This window comes from Zobellella iuensis (assembly GCF_016746085.1).
Taxonomy (GTDB): Bacteria; Pseudomonadota; Gammaproteobacteria; order Enterobacterales; family Aeromonadaceae; genus Oceanimonas; species Oceanimonas iuensis.
In genome coordinates, this window is sequence record NZ_JAERTZ010000018.1 from 34,261 (window position 1) to 53,541 (window position 19,281).

Consider the following 19,281-nt stretch of genomic DNA (forward strand, 5'->3'; position numbering starts at 1 on the left):
GGCATCATTCGGTCACCCGCTCTGCCACCCGTAAAGCCACCGGCAAGCAGGAGGCTCGCATGGGCTTTGAAATCATCACCAAGACACCGGGGCCGTCCGGCGTCAGACCCAATCTGCCGGACTACCGGCAAGGCTGTCGTCAGTTTCACTGGCAGCAGGCCCAAGCCAGGATCAAGGGCCATGAGGGGGGCATCAACATCGCCTTTGAGGCGCTGGATCGCCATGTGCTGGAGGGGCAGGGCGAGCAGACGTCGCTTGTCTGGCTGAGCAAACAGGGGGAGCGGCGCACCTTCAGTTACCGTGAATTGCAGGGGCTCAGCAACCGCTTTGCCAGCCTGCTGGCCAGCCTGGGAGTCGTCAAGGGAGAAACCGTGTTCAGCCTGTGCGGGCGCACGCCCCAGCTGTATGCCGCCTTGCTGGGCAGCCTGAAAGCCGGCGCTGTGTTTTGCCCGCTGTTTTCCGCCTTTGGCCCCGAGCCCATTCGTTCCCGTATGGAGATTGGCAATGCCAGGGTATTGATCAGCAGCGCCCGTCTCTACCTGAAAAAAGTCGCGCCCTGGCGCAGCGAGCTGCCCCAGCTTGGGCAGGTGTTGCTCTACGACTGCCACGGCGACTGCCCCGCCGGCTGCCTGGATCTGGACTCCGCTCTGGCGGGGGCCGCCGAAACCTTTCACATCTGCCCGACTCAGCCTGAAGACCCGGCCCTGCTGCATTTTACCAGCGGCACCACCGGCCTGCCCAAGGGCGCCCTGCATGTGCATGAGGCGGTGGTGTATCACAGTTATTCCGCCTGGTGCGCGCTGGATCTGCATCCCGGCGACATTTACTGGTGCACGGCGGATCCGGGCTGGGTTACCGGCACCAGTTATGGCGTCATTGCCCCCTTGTGCAACCGGGTCACCCTGGTCGTGGACGAGGCGGAGTTCGATCCCGAGCGCTGGTACCGGATCCTGGCCGACGAAAAGGTCAATGTCTGGTATACCGCACCCACCGCCATTCGCATGCTGATGAAAGCCGGTGACGAGCTGGTGGCCCGTTATGATCTGGGGGCACTGCGTTTTCTGGCCAGCGTCGGCGAGCCGCTCAATCCCGAGGCGGTGGTCTGGGGGACGCGGCTGTTTGGCATGCCCTTTCACGACAACTGGTGGCAGACCGAAACCGGCGGCATCATGCTGGCCAATTTTGCATCCGAGCCGGTGAAGCCGGGCTCCATGGGGCAGCCGCTGCCGGGCATCACGGCGGGCATAGTCCGGGTGGATGACCAAGGGCGGCTCACCGAGCTGAGCGCTCCCGGCCAGGTGGGCGAGCTGGCGCTGAGGCCGGGCTGGCCGTCCATGTTCAGGGGCTATCTGCATGATGAGCAACGTTACCGCAACTGCTTCAGGGACAACTGGTATCTGAGCGGCGATCTGGCCTGGCGGGATGAGGACGGTTATTACTGGTTTGTGGGGCGCAGCAAGGAGCTGATCAAGTCTTCCGGCCATCTGATCGGTCCCTTTGAGGTGGAAAGCGTGCTGCTCGAGCACCCGGCGGTGGCAGAAGCCGGGGTCATTGGTATTCCCGATGTGGTCGCCGGGGAAGTGGTGAAGGCCTTTGTGGCGCTCAAACCCGGTTATGAGGCCGGTGAGGACTTGCTGAAAAGCCTGATGGCTCATGCCAGAAAGCGCCTGGGCCCGGCGGTGGCGCCCCGGGAGATCGCCATCAAGGACAATCTGCCCAAGACCCGCAGCGGAAAGATCATGCGCCGCCTGCTGCGGGCCCGCGAGCTGGGCTTGCCACCGGGCGATATTTCCACCCTGGAAAGCGATGAGGGCAATGGTCATGAACACTCCCCCCGAAGCTGACGGCAGCGGGCCGGACAGCCGTCACTTGCTGCAGTTGCTGCAGGCGATGTTGCGCATTCGCCGTTTTGAAGAGCGCTGCGCCGAGCTGTATATGGAAGAAAAAATCCGCGGTTTTCTGCATCTTTATATTGGTGAAGAAGCAGTGGCGGTGGGCGTGATGCAGGCGCTGACGGCGGAAGATGCGGTGATCGCCACCTACCGGGAGCACGGCCATGCGCTGGCCCGGGGGCTGGACATGAAAGCGGTGATGGCCGAGATGTTCGGCAAAGTCGGGGGCAGCAGCCGGGGGCGGGGCGGCTCCATGCATATTTTCGACAAGAACAAACGTTTCTATGGTGGCAATGCCATTGTCGCCGGCGCCCTGCCGATGGCGGTGGGACTGGCATTGGCCGACAAGCTGCAGAACCGCCGCCGGGTAACCTGCTGCTTCTTCGGTGAAGGGGCGGCGGCGGAAGGCGAATTTCACGAAAGCCTCAATTTGGCCCAGCTGTGGCAACTGCCGGTGCTGTTCGTGTGTGAGAACAACCGCTACGCCATGGGCACGGCCCTGGCCATCTCCGAGTCGGAGCAGCACATTTACAGAAAGGCCGCCAGCTATGGCCTGGACGCCCGCGAGGTGGACGGCATGCAGGTGGCGGCGGTGGAAGCGGCAGCCAGGGAGTCTTGTGACGCCATTCGTCAGGGGGGCGGGCCCCGCTTTCTGGAATGCCTGACCTACCGTTTTCGCGGTCACTCCATGTTTGATACCCAGCTTTACCGTACCCCGGATGAAGTGGAGCAATGGCAGCAAAAGGGCCCCATTGTGCAGCTCAGGAAACTTCTTGAACAGCGCGGTGAGCTGGATGACGCCCGGTGGCAGCAACTGGAGCAGGCGGTCAGATTGGAGTTGAATGAGGCTGTTTCCTTTGCCGAGCAGTCGGTGTTTGAGCCCGAGTCGGAGCTGTGCCGTGGCGTCTATCAGGAGCCGGAAGCATGAATATGCCAGACATCAGCTACCGTGAGGCGGTGCGGGAAGCCATACGGGAAGCCATTCGGCAGGATCCCCGGGTATTCCTGATGGGCGAGGATGTGGGCCATTATGGCGGCTGCTATGCGGTAACCAAGGGGCTGCTGCAGGAATTTGGCGAGCAGCGGGTGCGGGATACGCCCTTGTCCGAGTCCGGGTTTGTCGGGGCGGGGATAGGCGCGGCGCTGGGTGGCATGCGGCCCATTGTGGAGGTGATGACGGTCAATTTCAGCCTGCTGGCGCTGGATCAGATCGTCAACAATGCCGCCACCCTGCGCCATATGTCCGGTGGCCAGCTGGGGGTGCCGTTGGTGATCCGCATGGCCTGCGGCGCCGGCCGGCAGCTGGCGGCCCAGCATTCCCACAGTCTGGAAAACTGGTATGCCCATGTGCCCGGTCTCAAGGTGCTGGCGCCGGCCACCCTGGCCGATGCTCGCTACATGCTGGCCATGGCCCTGGCGGATCCCGATCCTGTGCTGCTGTTTGAACATGTGTTGCTCTACAACATGACGGGGCCGTTGCCCACACCAGAGCAGTGCCCCGACATGCACCGGGCGCTGGTGCGCCGGCAAGGGACAGATCTCAGCCTGGTCAGTTACGGTGGCTCCATGCCTAAGGTACTGGACGCCGCCGAGTTGTTGCAAAGCCGGGACATCAGCGCCGAGGTGATCGATCTGCGCTGCCTGCGCCCACTGGATTTCGACACCCTGTTTGCCTCGGTCAACAAGACCCGGCGCCTGCTGGTAGTGGACGAAGGCTGGCGCACCGGCAGCCTGGCCGGCGAGATTTGCGCCCAGGTGGCGGAGCATTGCTTCTGGTCGCTGGATGCACCGCCCCAGCGGGTGTGTAGCAGAGAGGTACCGATTCCTTATCCTCGGCATCTGGAGCTGGCGGCCACCCCCCAGGTCGAGGGCATAATGGCTGCCGCCATCAGGGTGGTGGGAAAATGATCAAAATCATCAGGATGCCCTCTTTCGGATCCGACATGGCCAAGGGCACGGTGGCGGAATGGCGGGTGAAACCCGGGGATGCGGTGCACCGGGGCGATGTGATCGCCACCATCGACACCATGAAGGGGCTGATTGATCTGGAAGTCTTTGACGAAGGCGTAGTTGAGACACTATTGGTACCGATAGGTGAGCCGTTGCAGGTGGGTGAGCCCATCGCTCACTTGCGCCTGAGTGGTGATGCCGAACAGGAGGAAACGGTCAGAGAACCCCGGGTACCGAATATGCCTGCGCCGGAACCGACCAGGCCAGCGGCTGTCGGGAGATCCGTTCGCATTTCGCCGGCGGCCCGCCAGCGGGCCGGCCAGCTGGGCATCGACTGGCGTGGTCTGGGACCCGGCAGCGGACCCGATGGCGCCCTGGTGCTGGCGGATATCGAGGCGTTGGCGTCATCTTCAAAGCCGCAGGAAGCGGAGCCGCGGATGCGCCAGGCCATTGCCGCCGTGGTGAGTCGCTCCAAGCGGGAGATCCCCCATTACTATCTGGAGCAGGATATTGCCCTGGCGCGGGCCCAGGCCTGGTGCACGGCCTTTAATCATGGCAAGCCCGCCGAACAACTGGTGCTGGTCAATGCCCTTGTCTACTGTGCCCTGGCTCGAGCACTGGCCGAGTTTCCCCGCTTCAACGGTTTTTACCGGGACGGTCACTATTACAGCGAACCCCGGGTGCACCTGGGCAACGTCATCCACCTGCGCCGGGGCGGGCTGGTGGTGCCGGCCATCCATGACGCGCACCTACTGGGAGCGGCACAAATGATGGCGGCCCTTCGGGATCAGGTGATCCGGGCCCGGGAAGGGGGGCTGCGCAGCACTGAACTGCAGGAGGCGACGGTGACCGTGTCCAGTTTGGGGGAGCGGGGAGTGGATCGCATTCAGGGGGTTATCTTTCCGCCGCAAGTGGCCCTGCTGGGTATTGGTCGGGTACGTCTGGCTCCCTGGGTACAGCAGCAGAACATAGTGCCCATGCTCCAGGCCAGCTTCAGCCTGGCCGCCGACCACAGGGTGAGTGACGGTCACGAGGGCGCCCGTTTGCTTAACCGGATAGACAACTTATTGCAACAACCGGAGCAACTGGAATGAAAGACAAGCAAGCGCTGACCGAGCTGGTCTGTCGCCACATTCGGGATATAGCACCGGATGCCGATACCGCACAGCTGGATCCGGGAGAAGACATGAGAGACGCACTCGATCTGGACTCGATGGATTTTCTGCGGCTGGTTGAGGCGCTGGGCCGGGAGCTGGGGATACATATTCCGGAAGCCGACTTTGCCAGCATCACTCAGCTGTCGCAGATGGTGGATTACCTGAGCCGGCACGCCGGCGAGTCCGAGCAAGAAAATACCGGCCAGGGGCCGGTATGACTCATGGGGTGGGGGAGAGGAACCTTCAGTCCTGCTCTTTCAGCATATGGCCGAGCTTGCCGGCCTTGGTGTCCAGATAATGCTCGTTGAAGGGGTTGCGGCCTTCCTGCAACGGCACCCGCTCTACCACCTCGATGCCGAAATTTTCCATCGCCTTGACCTTGCGCGGGTTGTTGGTCATCAGCCTGAGCTGTTTGACACCCAGGCTGCGCAGCATGTCGGCACAGATGGTGTAGTCGCGCATGTCGGCGGCAAACCCGAGTTCGACGTTGGCTTCCACCGTGTCCTTGCCCTGATCCTGCAGGTGGTAGGCGTGGATCTTGTTGAGCAGGCCGATGCCGCGCCCTTCCTGGCGCACATAAAGCAGTATCCCGCGGCCCTCTTTGGCGATCCTTTCCATGGCGGCCTGCAATTGAAAGCCGCAGTCGCAGCGCAGGCTGAACAGGGCATCGCCGGTCAGGCATTCGGAATGAATGCGACCCAGTACCGGCAGGCCATCGTCGACATGGCCCATCACCAGGGCCGCATGATCCTTGCCCGTGCCTTTTTCTTCAAACCCGACCAGGGTAAAGGTGCCCCAGGGTGTCGGCAGTTTTGAGTTTGCCATCCGGGTAACACTGCTCATGGCGTTCCTCTTCGATTATCAAGCAACAAAAAATAGCGGCCATTGTAAAGCGGATGGGCGTACAGGTATAGGCGCATATCGGGTCATTCGGTGTTAATTAATTGTAAATTATGCCTTTGTTCGCCAACTCGGGTATAATGCCGGCCGCGCGGCACCCGAGGTGCCCAGACCCATGATTTTCTGGAGGATGCAATGTCTGAACTAGCTCCCGTCATCACCGTCGATGGCCCGGGCGGAGCCGGCAAAGGAACGCTTTGTCAGTTGCTGGCCGAAAAACTGGAATGGCATTTGCTGGACTCCGGCGCTATCTATCGCGTGCTGGCCCTGGCGGCACTGCATCACAATGTGGCGCTGGATGATGAGGCCGGGTTGATGCCGCTGGCAGCTCATCTGGATGTGCAGTTTCCGGTGGTGGAAGGCCAGATTAAAACCATCCTGGAAGGCGAAGACGTGTCCCGCTCCATTCGTACCGAACAGGTCGGCGAAGCCGCCAGTAAAGTGGCCGCTTTTCCGCGGGTGCGCGAAGCCTTGCTGCGACGCCAGCGGGCCTTTAGGAGCAAGCCCGGGCTGATTGCCGACGGCCGGGACATGGGCACCGTGGTGTTCCCCGACGCACAGGTAAAAATTTTCCTCGATGCCAGTGCCGAGGAAAGGGCGCAACGCCGGCTTAAACAGTTGCAAGATAAGGGTTTTGATGTTAGCTTTGACCGCCTTTTAAGCGAAATTCAGGCGCGTGACGAGCGGGATCGTAATCGCAGCGTGGCGCCCCTTAAAGCGGCCGATGACGCCCTTATTATCGACTCCACGTCGTTGTCCATCGCCGAGGTGCTGGACAAAGTGCTGAGTCATACTAAGGTTATGCTTGGTCGCTGATGCGTTTTGGCAATGCCCGCCTTATGGAAGAGGCAGGTCAGTGATAATCACCCCACCGGTGCCGGATTGCCCTGTGGATGTTCAACCTTAAACAGTGTATTCATTAAACATGATTGAATCTTTTGCTCAACTCTTTGAAGAGTCTCTGAAAGAACTCGAAACCCGCCCGGGCTCCATCGTTAAAGGTACTGTCGTTGCCATCGAGAACGGTATCGTTCTGGTTGACGCAGGTCTGAAGTCTGAATCCGCTATTCCCGCCGAGCAGTTCAAAAATGCCCAGGGCGAGCTGGAAATCAGCGTTGGCGATACCGTGGACGTCGCGCTGGACGCAGTAGAAGATGGTTTCGGTGAGACTCTGCTTTCCCGCGAAAAAGCCAAGCGTCACGAAGCCTGGCTGCAACTGGAAAAAGCCTACGAAGATCAGGAAACCGTTGTTGGTATTATCAACGGCAAGGTCAAAGGCGGCTTCACCGTAGAAGTGAACAGCATCCGTGCCTTCCTGCCCGGTTCTCTGGTTGACGTGCGCCCGGTACGCGACACCCTGCATCTGGAAGGCAAAGAGCTTGAGTTCAAAGTCATCAAGCTGGACCAGAAGCGCAATAACGTAGTGGTTTCACGCCGTGCCGTGATCGAAACCGAGAACAGCGTTGAGCGCGAGCAGCTGCTCGAAAACCTGCAGGAAGGCCAGGAAGTCAAGGGTATCGTCAAGAACCTGACCGACTACGGTGCCTTCGTCGATCTGGGTGGCGTAGACGGCCTGCTGCACATCACCGACATGGCCTGGAAGCGCGTCAAGCATCCGAGCGAAATCGTGAACGTGGGCGACGAAATCAACGTTAAAGTGCTGAAGTTCGACCGTGAGCGCACCCGTGTGTCTCTGGGCCTGAAGCAGCTGGGCGAAGATCCCTGGGTCGATATCGCCAACCGTTATCCGGAAGGCACCCGCCTGTCCGGCCGCGTGACCAACCTGACCGACTACGGCTGCTTCGTTGAAATCGAAGAAGGCGTTGAAGGCCTGGTACACGTGTCCGAAATGGACTGGACCAACAAAAACATCCACCCGTCCAAAGTGGTTTCCGTTGGCGACAGCGTAGACGTGATGGTACTGGATATCGACGAAGAGCGCCGTCGTATCTCCCTGGGCCTGAAACAGTGCAAGTCCAACCCTTGGCAGCTGTTTGCAGAAACCCACAACAAGGGCGACCGTGTTTCCGGCAAGATCAAGTCCATCACCGACTTCGGCATCTTCATCGGCCTGGACGGCGGTATCGATGGTCTGGTGCACCTGTCCGACATCTCCTGGAACGCCAATGGTGACGACGCCGTTCGCGAATTCAAGAAAGGTGACGAAATCGACGCCGTGGTACTGCAGGTCGATCCGGAGCGTGAGCGCATCAGCCTGGGCGTGAAGCAAATCGACGAAGATCCTTTCAATAAGTATCTGTCTGACAACAAGAAAGGTGCTATCGTTAAGGGTACCATCACCGCCGTTGACGCCAAGGGTGCCGTGGTTGAGCTGGAAGAAGGCGTGGAAGGTTACATCCGCGTTGCCGACATCTCCCGCGATCGCATCGAAGACGCTTCCACCGTACTGAATGTGGGTGAAGAAGTCGAAGCGCGTTACATGGGTGTTGATCGGAAGAACCGCACCGTCAGCCTGTCTATCCGCGCGAAAGACGAAGCTGAAGAGAAAGCCGTTATGGATAACCTGAACCAGCAGCAAGAAGAAGTTGGTTTGAGTGCCATGGCCGAAGCTTTCAAGGCGGCAAAAGGCGAATAAGCCTGTCCGAATTCAAAAGGGGGCCTTCGCGCCCCCTTTTTGTTTGGTGATCAGGAGAAGACACATCATGACCAAATCCGATTTGATTGAGCGCCTGGCTGAACAATACGGTCATCTTTCCGCCAAGGACGTTGAAAACGCCATCAAGGAAATTCTCGAACAGATGGCGTCTACCCTGCAGACCGGGGATCGTATCGAGATCCGTGGTTTCGGCAGTTTCTCTCTGCATTATCGCGCCCCGCGGCAGGGTCGCAATCCCAAAACCGGTGAGAAAGTGGAATTAACCGGTAAATATGTACCACATTTCAAACCCGGTAAAGAGTTGCGTGAGCGGGTGAATCCTGCCTGATCGCAGGCAAGCCGCCCGATATCACTTTTCATGATTACCCGGCTGGCGACGACGGTGCTTTTACGGGATAATGCCAACACTCAAAATCAGGAAGTTGAGAGGGTAAGGTGAAAATTATTTTTGGCCTGGTATTCCTGGCAATTCTGTTCGCGGTCGGTTTGACCCTGGGTTCGCAAAACGATCAGCTGGTGCATGTGAATTACCTGCTGGCACAGGGTGACTACCGCCTTTCCACATTGCTGGCCGTGGTGTTTGTTTCCGGCTTTGTTATCGGTTGGCTGGTATTTGGCCTGGTGATGTTACGTCTTAGGATGAACAACAGTGGCCTGCGCAAGAAGGTCGAGCGTCAACATAAGGAATTGGAAGAGCTCAGGGCCTTGCCTCTTAAGGATTGACGAGCCCCATGCTGGAATTGCTGTTTTTGCTGCTTCCGGTAGCGGCGGCCTATGGCTGGTATATGGGACGCAGGGGAGTCCGGCAGGATGCTCAGAAACAATCCAATCACTTCTCCCGGCAATACGTTGCCGGGCTGAATTTTCTGTTATCGGATGAACCTGACAAAGCGGTCGATCTTTTTATCCAGTTGCTGCAGGTCGACAGCGAAACCATTGAAACCCATCTGGCGCTCGGCAATCTGTTCCGCTCCCGGGGCGAAGTCGACCGGGCCATTCGTATCCATCAGAACCTGATAGCCCGCCCCAACCTGTTATTGGAACAGCGGCACCTGGCCATGCTTGAGCTGGCCCGGGATTTTCTGGCGGCCGGTCTGCTGGATCGGGCCGAGCATATCCTGGTCGAGCTGAAAGAAGATCCGGATTACGAAGAAGAGGCTCTGGGTCAACTGATGCTGATCTATCAGCAATTGCGTGATTGGGAAAAGGCGATTGTGGTTGCCGAGCGCCTCAAGAAACGTCAGGGCGGTAAAGCCATGACGCCGGTGGGGCACTTTTATTGTGAGCTGGCCGAGCAGAACTGGCGCCAGCAGGAGAGCAAGGCCGCGATCCAGCATTTCAAGAAAGCACTGAAAGTCGACCCCGGTTGTGTTCGGGCGAATATGCGCCTGGCGGCCATCTATATAGCTCAAGCCGAGTGGCACCAGGCCGTTACTTGCCTGAGGCAGGTCACCGAGCAGGATCCGGACTTTATCAGTGAGGTGCTGGACGATCTGCGGCATTGTTATCTTGAGCTGGGTAAAGAGCCGGACTTTGTCCGCCTGCTGGAACAGTGGGTTGCCAAAGACAGTGGTGCCAGTACAGTGCTGATGCTGGCCGACAAGGTCGGCGAACAGCAAGGGTTGCTCAGTGCCGAACAGCTGGTATTGTCGCAATTACAACGTCATCCGACCATGAAGGGTTTTTATCGGCTGATGTCCTACCATGCGGCCAATGCCGAGCAGGGGCGGGCGAGGGAGAGTCTGGAGATGCTCAAGTCGCTGGTGGCCGAGCAGATTAGAATCAAGCCCAGCCATCGTTGCGGCCAATGCGGCTTTTCCTCGCAGACTTTATTCTGGCAGTGCCCCTCTTGCAAGCAGTGGGGCAGCATAAAACCGGTACGTGGTCTCGATGGCGAATAAAGGGTGAGGCGTGAGGCGTGAGGTGTGAGGTGTGACGAGTGAAGGACGCCTTACTGCTCACCCCCCACTCCTTACGACCCGTGATAAAAAAGGTAACTCATGCAAGATTCAAACATTCATGATCCCAAGATCCTCATCGCGCTCGACTTCGCCGATCGGCAGGAGGCTCTGGCGCTGGTGGCCAGGCTGGATCCGGCCAGCTGCCGACTGAAGGTCGGCAAGGAAATGTTTACCCTGTTTGGCCCGGAATTCGTTCGTTCGTTGGTGAGTGCCGGATTCGACGTTTTCCTCGACCTGAAGTTTCATGATATTCCCAATACCGTGGCCAAGGCGGTGGCGGCGGCGGCCGAACTCGGGGTGTGGATGGTCAATGTGCATGCCAGTGGTGGCCCACGCATGATGGCGGCGGCCAAGGAAGCCCTGCAGCCTTATGGTGACAAGGCACCCTTGCTGATTGCCGTCACGGTACTGACCAGCATGACCGGGGATGAACTGCACCAGGTGGGGGTGCTGCGCTCTCCCGCGGAGCAGGTGCTGGCCCTGGCCCGCCTGACTCGCGATGCAGGCCTGGACGGCGTGGTCTGCTCGGCACAGGAGGCCAGCTTGCTGAAAGCCGAACTGGGACCGGATTTCAAGCTGGTGACACCGGGGATCCGTCCGTCCGGCAGCGATGCCGGGGACCAGCGCCGGATCATGACGCCGGAGCAGGCCATCGCCGCCGGCAGTGATTATCTGGTGGTGGGGCGACCCATTACCCAGGCCGCCGATCCGGCCGCCGTATTGGCACAAATAAACTTCAATCTGGCGGCCTTGTCTTAACACCGCTGTCCTCAACAGGGGGACGGGTGGGGCACGGGTTGTTATATCCCGGGGCTGAGTTATTCGGCCCTGGGTTTTTTACTGTATTCGCGGGGGTTAACGATGCCAATTCAGGCCGCGGAGCTGTTTACCATTATCAGCAAGCCCATGCCGTTCGGAAAGTATAAAGGGCTGCCGTTGCTTCGGCTGCCCATGGCCTATCTGTGCTGGCTTGAACGCAAAGCATGGCCAGCCGGCCAACTCGGTGCCGAGCTCGCCCTGGTATATGAACTTAAGTTAAACGGCGTGGATCAGGAACTTTACTCATTGCTGGACCGGCGTTAACGGCTATCCACCCGACAGGGCAACAGGGCCGACAGCTTGGGATACGCGAGCCAAGCTCGAGGGTGGCGGAGGGGCGGCAGGCGCCGCCCTCAGCGTCGTTTGGCCCGGCTGTCTTAATTGACAGGCATAGGGCCATCAGACCTGGTTTTTATCGGTTAAGGCTTTACTTGATCAGGAAATCTTCCAGAGTTTTCTCACCGCTCTCCAAGGCTTTCTGAATCGCAGCGGGCTTACGGCCCTGGCCGGTCCAGGTTCTGAGTTCACCGCTTTCGTCCTGGTATTCATATTTGGCCGGACGCTTGCTACGGGCAGCAGTGGCTTTTTTGCTGGGCTCAGCCAGCTCAACGAGTTCGCTGATATCGATACCGTCGGCAGCCATCATGCTTACATATTCTTTCAGCTTGCGCTCACGTTCTTCGGTCGCAGCCCGCTCGGCAGCTTTGCTTTCGCGTTGTTCTTCAACAACGGAAGTTAATTTGGCCAGGCCTTCTTCCATCTGCTCCAGCGTCAGCTCTCGGGTTGCGGCACGCAGGCTGCGAATATTGAGCAGTGTCTTCAAAAATTCAGTCATTGGATCCACCTATGGTGTTCTATTGGTTTTGTAATAAATTAAATTTACAACTTCATTTTAAATGAAGCAAGTTAATTAATACAAACTGCAGGAGATGACGACTTATCAGACATTACTCAGGCGTATATTGATGGAGATGGCCTTGCATTTTGCAAAAGCATTCGCTAATTAATATTTTTGATGGCTCTGTTATCTCAAGCAGCAATAGCATTCAGTGGCTGCTGTTGCTATCGGTAATTCCATATTTCACAACAAGCTGTGAACCAGACAGCATTTTTTCACCACCTCAGTGGAGGGAGGTATGTTATATGGGATAGGTAGCTCAAAGAATGAGCACTGTTTTTGGTTAAATATATTGATCTTTGTCTTTTTGACAGTAAAATCCACCGACTTACCTGCGTAGAGGTGCGTGTCTTATCAGTAAATCAGGTCAGGGTGATGCCGTTTATCCTGGTTGAAAGGAAGATGCGCCGAAGTCATGCTGTTCATCAGATAGCCTGGCTGGGATTGGTGCCGAAAGGGCCGATACTGTCATGAAATTTGTTTCATGATGCGCTACTGCTGGGAAAGAGAGGACGACATTGATATCGGTTTCCTGCTCCTGGTGGTTATGTTGACAACTCAGATTCAGGTGTCGTCATGGAATCTCATCCTTTTGTTCAGACCTTTTGGTCCCTGCTGCCGCCATTATTGGCGATCATATTGGCCATTTTTACCCGTCGGGTCTTGTTATCCCTGGGGTTTGGCATTGCCCTGGGTGCCTTGTTATTACAGCAGTTCAACCCTTTTGCTGCATTGACCCATTTGGCTACAGGCGTGATGGCGCTATTCTGGTCAGATCATGCCGTGAACGAATGGAATGTGAATATACTGCTGTTTTTACTGTTGTTGGGGTGCATGATCAGCATGCTCAGCCGCACCGGCGCTACCCTGGCTTTCGCCGAATGGGCACAGGCGCGTATCAAAACGCGCCGTCAGGCTAAAGTCATGACCGGCCTGCTGGTATTTATCTTCTTTATTGACGATTATTTTCATAGCCTTTCTGTGGGCACGATTTGCCGGCCGGTAACCGACCGTTTCCGTATTTCCCGCGCCAAACTCGCCTATCTGCTGGACTCAACCGCAGCGCCGGTTTGCGTATTGATGCCGGTGTCTTCCTGGGGCGCTTATATTATCGCGTTGGTCGGCGGTATCCTGGCCAGTTATGGCCTGACCGGACAGAGCGCGCTGGGCGCTTTTCTGACGATGGGAGCCATGAACTTTTATGCGCTCTTTACTCTGGTGATGGTGCTGCTGGTGATCCGGGGAGGATGGGATCTGGGGGCCATGGCGCATCATGAACGGCAGGCGCTGAACGGTATCTTGTTTGATAAAGCCAAAGGCACTCCTCCGGGGGTGGCCGATACCGCCACGGGTGTCGGCCGTGTCGCGGACTTGTTGAGTGCGATTGGTGCGCTGACCCTGGTGACGGTGACGGCTTTGCTGGTGACCGGCGCGCAGGCATTGGCCGAGAATGGCATGGCGTTTTCGGTGCTGTCAGCCCTTGAAAATACCAATGTCGGGCGTTCCCTGGTCCTGGGCGGCGTGGCCGGGGTTCTGGTGTGCGTGCTGGCCATGTTCAGACACAAGGCCTCGTCGGCCGAATGGAGGCATACGCTGAAAGTCGGGGCGAAGGGGATGTTGCCGGCGATTTATATTTTGCTGTTTGCCTGGGCCATTGCCGGGCTGATCGGCGAGCTGGAAACCGGTAAGTACCTTGCCTCCCTGGTGCAACAGAGCATGCCGCTGTTTGTGCTGCCGGCCGTCCTGTTCCTGTTGGCCGGGGTGATGGCCTTCGCCACCGGGACCAGTTGGGGTACCTTCGGAGTGATGCTGCCCATCGCGGCCGATATGACCATGGCCATAGATGCCCAATTGCTGTTGCCGGGGATGTCGGCGGTGATGGCGGGAGCCGTGTTTGGGGATCATTGTTCACCCATTTCGGACACCACTATTCTGTCTTCCACCGGGGCTTCCTGCCATCATATCGATCATGTCATCACCCAGCTGCCCTATGCGCTTTCCATCGCCATGGTCAGTGTGATCGGCTACCTGACATTGGGCTACAGCGCCTCCCTGCTGATGGGCTTTGCGGCGGCATCGACAGGCTTCCTGCTGATGCTGGCATTCTGGGCCTGGAAACAAAGGGGATAATCGCCATGGCCTCTCTGCACTACAAATATGCGGCCATGAATTCGGGCAAGTCGACCCAGCTGATACAGGCTCATTTCAACTACCTGGAAAGGGGGCTCAGCCCCTATGCCATGACACCCCGGCTGGATACCCGGGCCGGCGCCGGCATCATCCGGGCTCGGGTAGGCCTGAGCCTGCCGGTCGATACCTTTGGCCGTGACTGCGATCTGTTTGAACTGATAAAACAGCGTTGCGAAGGGCATCCCACCGATGTTTTTATCCTGGATGAAGCCCAATTCCTGACGCGGGCCCAGGTTTATCAGCTGGCTCGCATCGTGGATGAGCTGGGCATCCCGGTGATGGCCTACGGATTAAAAACCGACTTCCGGGGGGAATTGTTCGAAGGGGCCCACTACCTGTTTTGCCTTGCCGACAAGCTGGAAGAATTAAAGACCATCTGCTGGTGTGGCAACAAGGCGCATATGAACGCCCGGCTGGATGCAGGAGGGCGAGTGGTGCGCGAAGGCTGCCAGATAGAGATTGGCGGCAATGAGCGCTACGTTGCCCTGTGTCGTCGCCATTATATGCAGGGCAAGACCAGGGAATAAGAGGGCAATCAGTTCAAGCGGTGCTGATTGCCGAGCCGGTTACTCCACTGTACCGCCTGTTCATAGCTCTGGCTGCTGGCCGTTTCGCTGAGTCCAATAAAGGCGAGGCGTTGCTGCAACTGCGGCCAGTTGGCCTGTTCATGATCATGCACCAGCCCCATAAAAAAACCCAACTGGCCCTTGTCTTCGAGTAGCGCCTGGGACACGTTCTCCGCAACCGACAAGTGCGGTAATATTTCGGCCATGGGGCGCTCGAGCAGTACATCCAGCAATGAGAACAGCCCGCAGATAAAGGCGTCATCTTTTAGGCCCGAACTGACCTGTTCGGCCAGCAACTCGCACCATTTGGCGCGGATAATGGATAACCGGTAAAGCTCGATATTTTTGTTCTTGCTGACATAGGCGGTCATGACCAGGGCGGTGAAGCGCTTGAGCTGCTGATGGCCCAGATAAACGATGGCACTGCGCAGGTTTTCGATATTCTGGTGGCGATATCCCATATGCAGGTTATTGACATAACGGAGCAGGTTATAGGAGAGCGAGAGGTCGCGGCTGAACAGCTCGGTCAGCCTGTTGTAGTCGATATCGTTGTCACTGACCGCCGCCAGCAATTCAAAGGCGGTGAGCTCGTCGGTGGTGAGAATACGCCGGCGGATGACCTGGGGTTGCTGAAAGTAATAGCCCTGGAAAAATTCAAAACCCGCGAGCTCTGCGGCGGCAAATTCTTCGCGGGTTTCCACCTTTTCGGCAATAAAACGCAGCTGCGGGTAGCGGCGGCATGCCTGGATAAAACGTGCGCAGTCGGCAAGGGAAGTCTGGCGTAAGTCCAGCTTGATAAAATCCATAAAGGGCAGAAAGGCGTCCCAGGCACTGCCCGGCAAATGGTCGTCGAGTGCCAGCTTCAGACCCAGACCTTTCAGTCGTTTGACCGCTTCCAGCAAGGCCGGATCCGGGGTGGCGTCTTCCAGTATTTCAATCACCAGCCGGTGCTGGTGAAAGGCATCGGCCATGCCCTCACGCAGCAGGGCATCGGGAAAGTTGACAAAGCACAGGGCTTCACCGACCAGATCTTCGATTTTCTGGCTTAAAAATTGTTCAGCCATTAAACGGCGGGTAGCCAGCTCGGCTTCGATATCGGGAAAGCGATTATCGAGACCAAGGCGGAATAACAGCTCATATCCGAAGGGATTACCCTGTTTGTCGAGAATGGCTTGTCTGGCTACAAAGCAGTTCATGGGGACCTGGCGTGTCAAAAACAGGTTGTGGAATATACAGGATAATCACCGGGTTGACAAAGCAGACGCCAATAAAAAGCGCCTCGGGAGGCGCTTTCGGACTGGTCCATCGGATGGGCTTAGAAGCGGTAGTTCATCTGCAGCCCAAAGAGGTAGGCATCGCCGCCGGAGATAAATTCGAAGCCGTCTTCAACCACATCCACTTTTTTGCCGTCCAGGAAGGCAAAGGCGGCATCAACGCTCAGATTCTGGTTATAGGCGTAGGTGGCGCCCAGGGTATACCAGGTCCGGTTGCTGTCCGGAATGGAAATAGAGCGATATGGCTCCTGTACGGGTGACATGTCATAAGCAAGGCCGCCACGCAGGGTCCACTGCTCATTCAGATAGTGAGTGGCCCCGGCACTGATACGCCAGCTGTTTTTGAACTGCTCGGGTTTCTCCAGACATACACCGTCATTACACTGGCTGCTGGTGGCCTTCAGCTCGTCAAAGTGGCGCCACTCCGTCCACATCAGCCCATAGTGTACCGCCCAGTCCGGCGAAACTTTATTGAAGCCGGATAACTCGGCGATGGCCGGCAGGGTCAGGTTCAACTGCCCGGGAACGGTTTGAAAACCCGAGCTTACACCGCTGTACTGGCCATCAAAGGTCAGGTCGACCTTGGAACGGTAGGTCAGGGCCCAACGATTGTTTTCGTCGGCCTGAAACAGTATGCCGGTGTTCCAGCCGTAGCCCCAGTCGTCTCCGGTTAGGCGGGCAACTTCGGTGCCACGCCCTTCAAGACCCTGTTGGGCCAGCCCCTGAGCGGCAAGCTGGGAGGCTTGCTCTGCGGAAAGTCCGGGATTGGTTGCCAGGATCCCCTGGGTTGTTTGGCCAAGCAGTTGATCGTAGTGAGCCCCGGCGTGACGAATTAACTCGGCATCGGCGTAGACGGCGTTGAAGCCCAGGCCTAAAGAGAGTTGGTTGTTCACTTTAAAGGCGAGATTGGGATTGAGGTTCAGGGTTTTGAGCGAGGTCTTACCGGCAACCGGGCCGGCATAATAGTCATTGGGATAGTTGGTTGCCAGGCCATAGTTGGTAAAAGCGCCAAAACCGGCCACCCATTGCTCATTAATAGGATGTACGTAATAGAAAAAGGGCACCACGGCGTCATTGGCAATGTCATCGGCAGTTTGCGCAAGAGAGCTGCCTTTCCCCTCCACATCCACTTCCGGATTGATATAAACGGCGCCGGTAGACAGCGCGGGGCTTTCGAACAGGGTCATGGCGGCGGGATTGCGGCCCAATACGGAGGCGTTGTCGGCAACGGCACCTTCGCCGGAGTAGGCGCGGCCGAGACCTGTCGTGCTTTGCTCGGCCAGCTGGAAAGCGGCGGAATGGGCCGGCCCTGCTACCACAGCAATGGCAGCGGCGAGCACGGACAGTTTCAACGTCTTTTGGCTCATAGAAGACTCTCTTGTCGTTGTTATGTGAATCGGGCGCGACAGCTTTTTGCGCAACTGGCAGGAGGTGTGAACTCTTACCAGTTGGGAGCATAAAAAAATGTAATCAAAAAGTAAAACACTTGTTTATAAAAAAAGGGCCTGCCGGCCCTTTTTGTGATAGTAATCAAGGATTAAAGGTCAGATTCCATCCGCCGGAAACCGAGCATTACCGCCTTTGACGGCGCCTTGTCCATCTGGCTGACGAGGATACAGGCCAGGCCACAGATAAGGAAACCGGGGATGATTTCATAAAGATTGAACAGTCCGCCGCTCAGCTGTTTCCAGCCGATCACGGTCAAGGCGCCCAGGATGATGCCCGCCAGGGCGCCGTTGCGGGTCAGCCGCGGCCAGAACACCGAAAGGATAATCACGGGGCCGAAGGCGGCGCCGAAACCGGCCCAGGCATAGCTGACCAGGCCCAGCACCGTGGTTTGCGGATCCAGGGCAATCAGCATGGCAGACAGGGCGACCCCCAGCACCGCAAAGCGCCCCACCCACACCAGTTCGGCATCCTGTGCCGAGGGGCGCAACCAGCGTTTGTAGAAGTCTTCGGTAATGGCGGAAGAGCACACCAACAGCTGGGAATCGATGGTGCTCATGATGGCGGACATGATGGCCGCAATCAGCAGGCCGGCCACCCAGGGGTTGAATACCGCGTTGGCCAGGGCCAGGAACACGGTTTCCGGGTTGTCGAGCGGGGTGCCACTGAAGTAGAGGGTGCCGGCCAGGCCGACGCCCAGGGCGCCGATCAGCGACAGTATCATCCAGCTCATGGCGATACGGCGGGACAGGGGCACAGAACGCGGCGAGTCGATGGCCATGAAGCGGGCCAGGATATGGGGTTGCCCAAAGTAACCCAGTCCCCAGGCCAGCAGGCTGAGCCCACTCAGCCAGGAGAAATCATGGAACAGGTTGAGCTTGCTGCTGTCCATCTGTTCCAGATCGGCAAAGGTCTGCGCCATGCCACCCAGTTCGTTCATCACCACCCAGGGCAGTACGATCAATGCCAGCAACATCAGTATGCCCTGGAAGAAATCCGTCCAGGATACGGCCAGGAACCCCCCCATAAAGGTATAGGCGACGATAACGCCGCCGCCGATGACGAGCGCGGTCAGGTAGGGCAGGCCAAAGACTTTTTCGAACAGGATGGCGCCGCCCACCAGGCCGGAGGCGGTGTAAAAGACAAAGAACACCAGTATGGTCAGGGCCGAGATCACCCGGATCAGGCCGCTGCGGTCGGCCAGGCGATTTTCCAGGAAGTCGGGCAGGGTGAGGGAATCGTTGGCCTGCTCGGTGTAGACCCGCAGTCGCCTGGCGACGAACAGCCAGTTGAGCCAGGCCCCGATCACCAGACCGATACCGATCCAGGCCTGGTTGATGCCATACAGATAAACCGCACCGGGCAGGCCGAGCAGCAACCAGCCGCTCATGTCCGAGGCGCCGACACTCAGGGCCGCCACACCGGGGCCGAGGCGACGACCGCCGAGAATATAATCGCTCAGCGAGCGCGTGGCTTTATAGGCCACCAGGCCGATCAGCATGGTCAGCAGCAGGTAGCCGACAAAGGTGAGCAGGATAGGGAGTTCTATGGTCATGGGCGCATTCCTGTTGTTCCGAACAGCGTTTTCGCTTCCGTGTGAGCGGGGAGGCC

At 58.0% G+C, this 19,281-nt stretch carries 19 protein-coding genes and 1 riboswitch; of the genes, 14 read left to right on the forward strand and 5 right to left on the reverse strand.

Annotated elements, in window-relative coordinates:
- The first annotated feature begins 59 nt into the window (after window positions 1-59).
- The 5 genes from acsA to JKV55_RS07010 are packed head-to-tail and all read left to right on the forward strand — an operon-like array spanning window position 60 to window position 5,217.
- Window positions 60-1,844: an acetate--CoA ligase gene (acsA, locus tag JKV55_RS06990; RefSeq protein WP_202083605.1), complete on the forward strand. Its 1,785-nt coding sequence runs from the start codon at window positions 60-62 to the stop codon at window positions 1,842-1,844.
- The gene (gene pdhA, locus JKV55_RS06995) at window positions 1,822-2,820 is read left to right on the forward strand and encodes a pyruvate dehydrogenase (acetyl-transferring) E1 component subunit alpha (protein ID WP_202083607.1); all 999 of its coding nucleotides are present in this window, start codon (window positions 1,822-1,824) and stop codon (window positions 2,818-2,820) included. The genes acsA and pdhA overlap by 23 nt, the downstream gene beginning before the upstream one ends.
- The gene (locus JKV55_RS07000; RefSeq protein WP_202083609.1) at window positions 2,817-3,800 is read left to right on the forward strand and encodes an alpha-ketoacid dehydrogenase subunit beta; all 984 of its coding nucleotides are present in this window, start codon (window positions 2,817-2,819) and stop codon (window positions 3,798-3,800) included. Before pdhA ends, JKV55_RS07000 begins: the two co-directional genes overlap by 4 nt.
- A complete protein-coding gene (locus JKV55_RS07005) occupies window positions 3,797-4,936 on the forward strand; it encodes a dihydrolipoamide acetyltransferase family protein (RefSeq protein WP_202083611.1) in 1,140 nt (379 codons plus the stop codon). The genes JKV55_RS07000 and JKV55_RS07005 overlap by 4 nt, the downstream gene beginning before the upstream one ends.
- Window positions 4,933-5,217 carry an acyl carrier protein gene (locus JKV55_RS07010; RefSeq protein ID WP_202083613.1) on the forward strand — a complete coding sequence of 95 codons (285 nt, stop codon included), beginning with the start codon at window positions 4,933-4,935 and terminating at the stop codon, window positions 5,215-5,217. Before JKV55_RS07005 ends, JKV55_RS07010 begins: the two co-directional genes overlap by 4 nt.
- 25 nt (window positions 5,218-5,242) lie before the next feature.
- On the opposite strand, the gene ribA is transcribed toward JKV55_RS07010, so the two are convergent.
- Window positions 5,243-5,842, reverse strand: coding sequence for a GTP cyclohydrolase II (gene ribA, locus JKV55_RS07015; protein WP_202083614.1), 600 nt, complete (start codon window positions 5,840-5,842; stop codon window positions 5,243-5,245).
- A 192-nt stretch (window positions 5,843-6,034) separates the two neighbouring features.
- On the opposite strand from ribA, the gene cmk reads away from it, so the two are divergent.
- From cmk to JKV55_RS07050, 7 genes are all read left to right on the forward strand, one after another.
- Complete coding sequence (gene cmk, locus JKV55_RS07020) at window positions 6,035-6,715, forward strand: (d)CMP kinase (RefSeq protein ID WP_202083615.1); 681 nt, start codon at window positions 6,035-6,037, stop codon at window positions 6,713-6,715.
- Between the two features lie 109 nt (window positions 6,716-6,824).
- Window positions 6,825-8,495 carry a 30S ribosomal protein S1 gene (rpsA, locus tag JKV55_RS07025; RefSeq protein ID WP_202083616.1) on the forward strand — a complete coding sequence of 557 codons (1,671 nt, stop codon included), beginning with the start codon at window positions 6,825-6,827 and terminating at the stop codon, window positions 8,493-8,495.
- A 10-nt stretch (window positions 8,496-8,505) separates the two neighbouring features.
- On the forward strand, window positions 8,506-8,844 hold the full coding sequence (gene ihfB, locus JKV55_RS07030; RefSeq protein WP_500814672.1) for an integration host factor subunit beta: 339 nt from the start codon (window positions 8,506-8,508) through the stop codon (window positions 8,842-8,844).
- A gap of 107 nt (window positions 8,845-8,951) precedes the next feature.
- Complete coding sequence (locus JKV55_RS07035) at window positions 8,952-9,239, forward strand: LapA family protein (RefSeq protein WP_202083618.1); 288 nt, start codon at window positions 8,952-8,954, stop codon at window positions 9,237-9,239.
- Window positions 9,240-9,247: 8 nt separating this feature from the next.
- Window positions 9,248-10,417 carry a lipopolysaccharide assembly protein LapB gene (lapB, locus tag JKV55_RS07040; RefSeq protein ID WP_202083620.1) on the forward strand — a complete coding sequence of 390 codons (1,170 nt, stop codon included), beginning with the start codon at window positions 9,248-9,250 and terminating at the stop codon, window positions 10,415-10,417.
- A gap of 99 nt (window positions 10,418-10,516) precedes the next feature.
- A complete protein-coding gene (pyrF, locus tag JKV55_RS07045) occupies window positions 10,517-11,236 on the forward strand; it encodes an orotidine-5'-phosphate decarboxylase (protein WP_237332727.1) in 720 nt (239 codons plus the stop codon).
- Between the two features lie 102 nt (window positions 11,237-11,338).
- Entirely contained in the window at window positions 11,339-11,560 is a 222-nt protein-coding gene (locus JKV55_RS07050; RefSeq protein WP_202083622.1) for a putative quorum-sensing-regulated virulence factor, read from the forward strand.
- A 163-nt stretch (window positions 11,561-11,723) separates the two neighbouring features.
- Here the strand turns inward: JKV55_RS07050 and JKV55_RS07055 are convergent, their stop codons facing one another.
- Complete coding sequence (locus tag JKV55_RS07055; RefSeq protein WP_202083624.1) at window positions 11,724-12,131, reverse strand: H-NS family histone-like protein; 408 nt, start codon at window positions 12,129-12,131, stop codon at window positions 11,724-11,726.
- A gap of 392 nt (window positions 12,132-12,523) precedes the next feature.
- Window positions 12,524-12,697: riboswitch (Lysine riboswitch) on the forward strand.
- Between the two features lie 73 nt (window positions 12,698-12,770).
- Between JKV55_RS07055 and JKV55_RS07060 the strand changes: the two genes are divergently transcribed.
- Window positions 12,771-14,324 carry a Na+/H+ antiporter NhaC family protein gene (locus tag JKV55_RS07060; protein WP_202083626.1) on the forward strand — a complete coding sequence of 518 codons (1,554 nt, stop codon included), beginning with the start codon at window positions 12,771-12,773 and terminating at the stop codon, window positions 14,322-14,324.
- 5 nt (window positions 14,325-14,329) lie between these two features.
- Window positions 14,330-14,911 carry a thymidine kinase gene (locus tag JKV55_RS07065; RefSeq protein WP_202083628.1) on the forward strand — a complete coding sequence of 194 codons (582 nt, stop codon included), beginning with the start codon at window positions 14,330-14,332 and terminating at the stop codon, window positions 14,909-14,911.
- Window positions 14,912-14,919: 8 nt separating this feature from the next.
- Here JKV55_RS07065 and JKV55_RS07070 read toward each other — a convergent pair whose 3' ends face one another.
- The 3 genes from JKV55_RS07070 to putP all read right to left on the reverse strand — a co-directional run bounded on the left by JKV55_RS07070 (window position 14,920) and on the right by putP (window position 19,225).
- The gene (locus JKV55_RS07070; protein ID WP_202083630.1) at window positions 14,920-16,146 is read right to left on the reverse strand and encodes an EAL and HDOD domain-containing protein; all 1,227 of its coding nucleotides are present in this window, start codon (window positions 16,144-16,146) and stop codon (window positions 14,920-14,922) included.
- A gap of 119 nt (window positions 16,147-16,265) precedes the next feature.
- Complete coding sequence (locus JKV55_RS07075) at window positions 16,266-17,591, reverse strand: outer membrane protein transport protein (protein ID WP_202083632.1); 1,326 nt, start codon at window positions 17,589-17,591, stop codon at window positions 16,266-16,268.
- 170 nt (window positions 17,592-17,761) lie between these two features.
- Window positions 17,762-19,225 carry a sodium/proline symporter PutP gene (putP, locus tag JKV55_RS07080; RefSeq protein ID WP_202083633.1) on the reverse strand — a complete coding sequence of 488 codons (1,464 nt, stop codon included), beginning with the start codon at window positions 19,223-19,225 and terminating at the stop codon, window positions 17,762-17,764.
- Window positions 19,226-19,281: the final 56 nt, after the last annotated feature.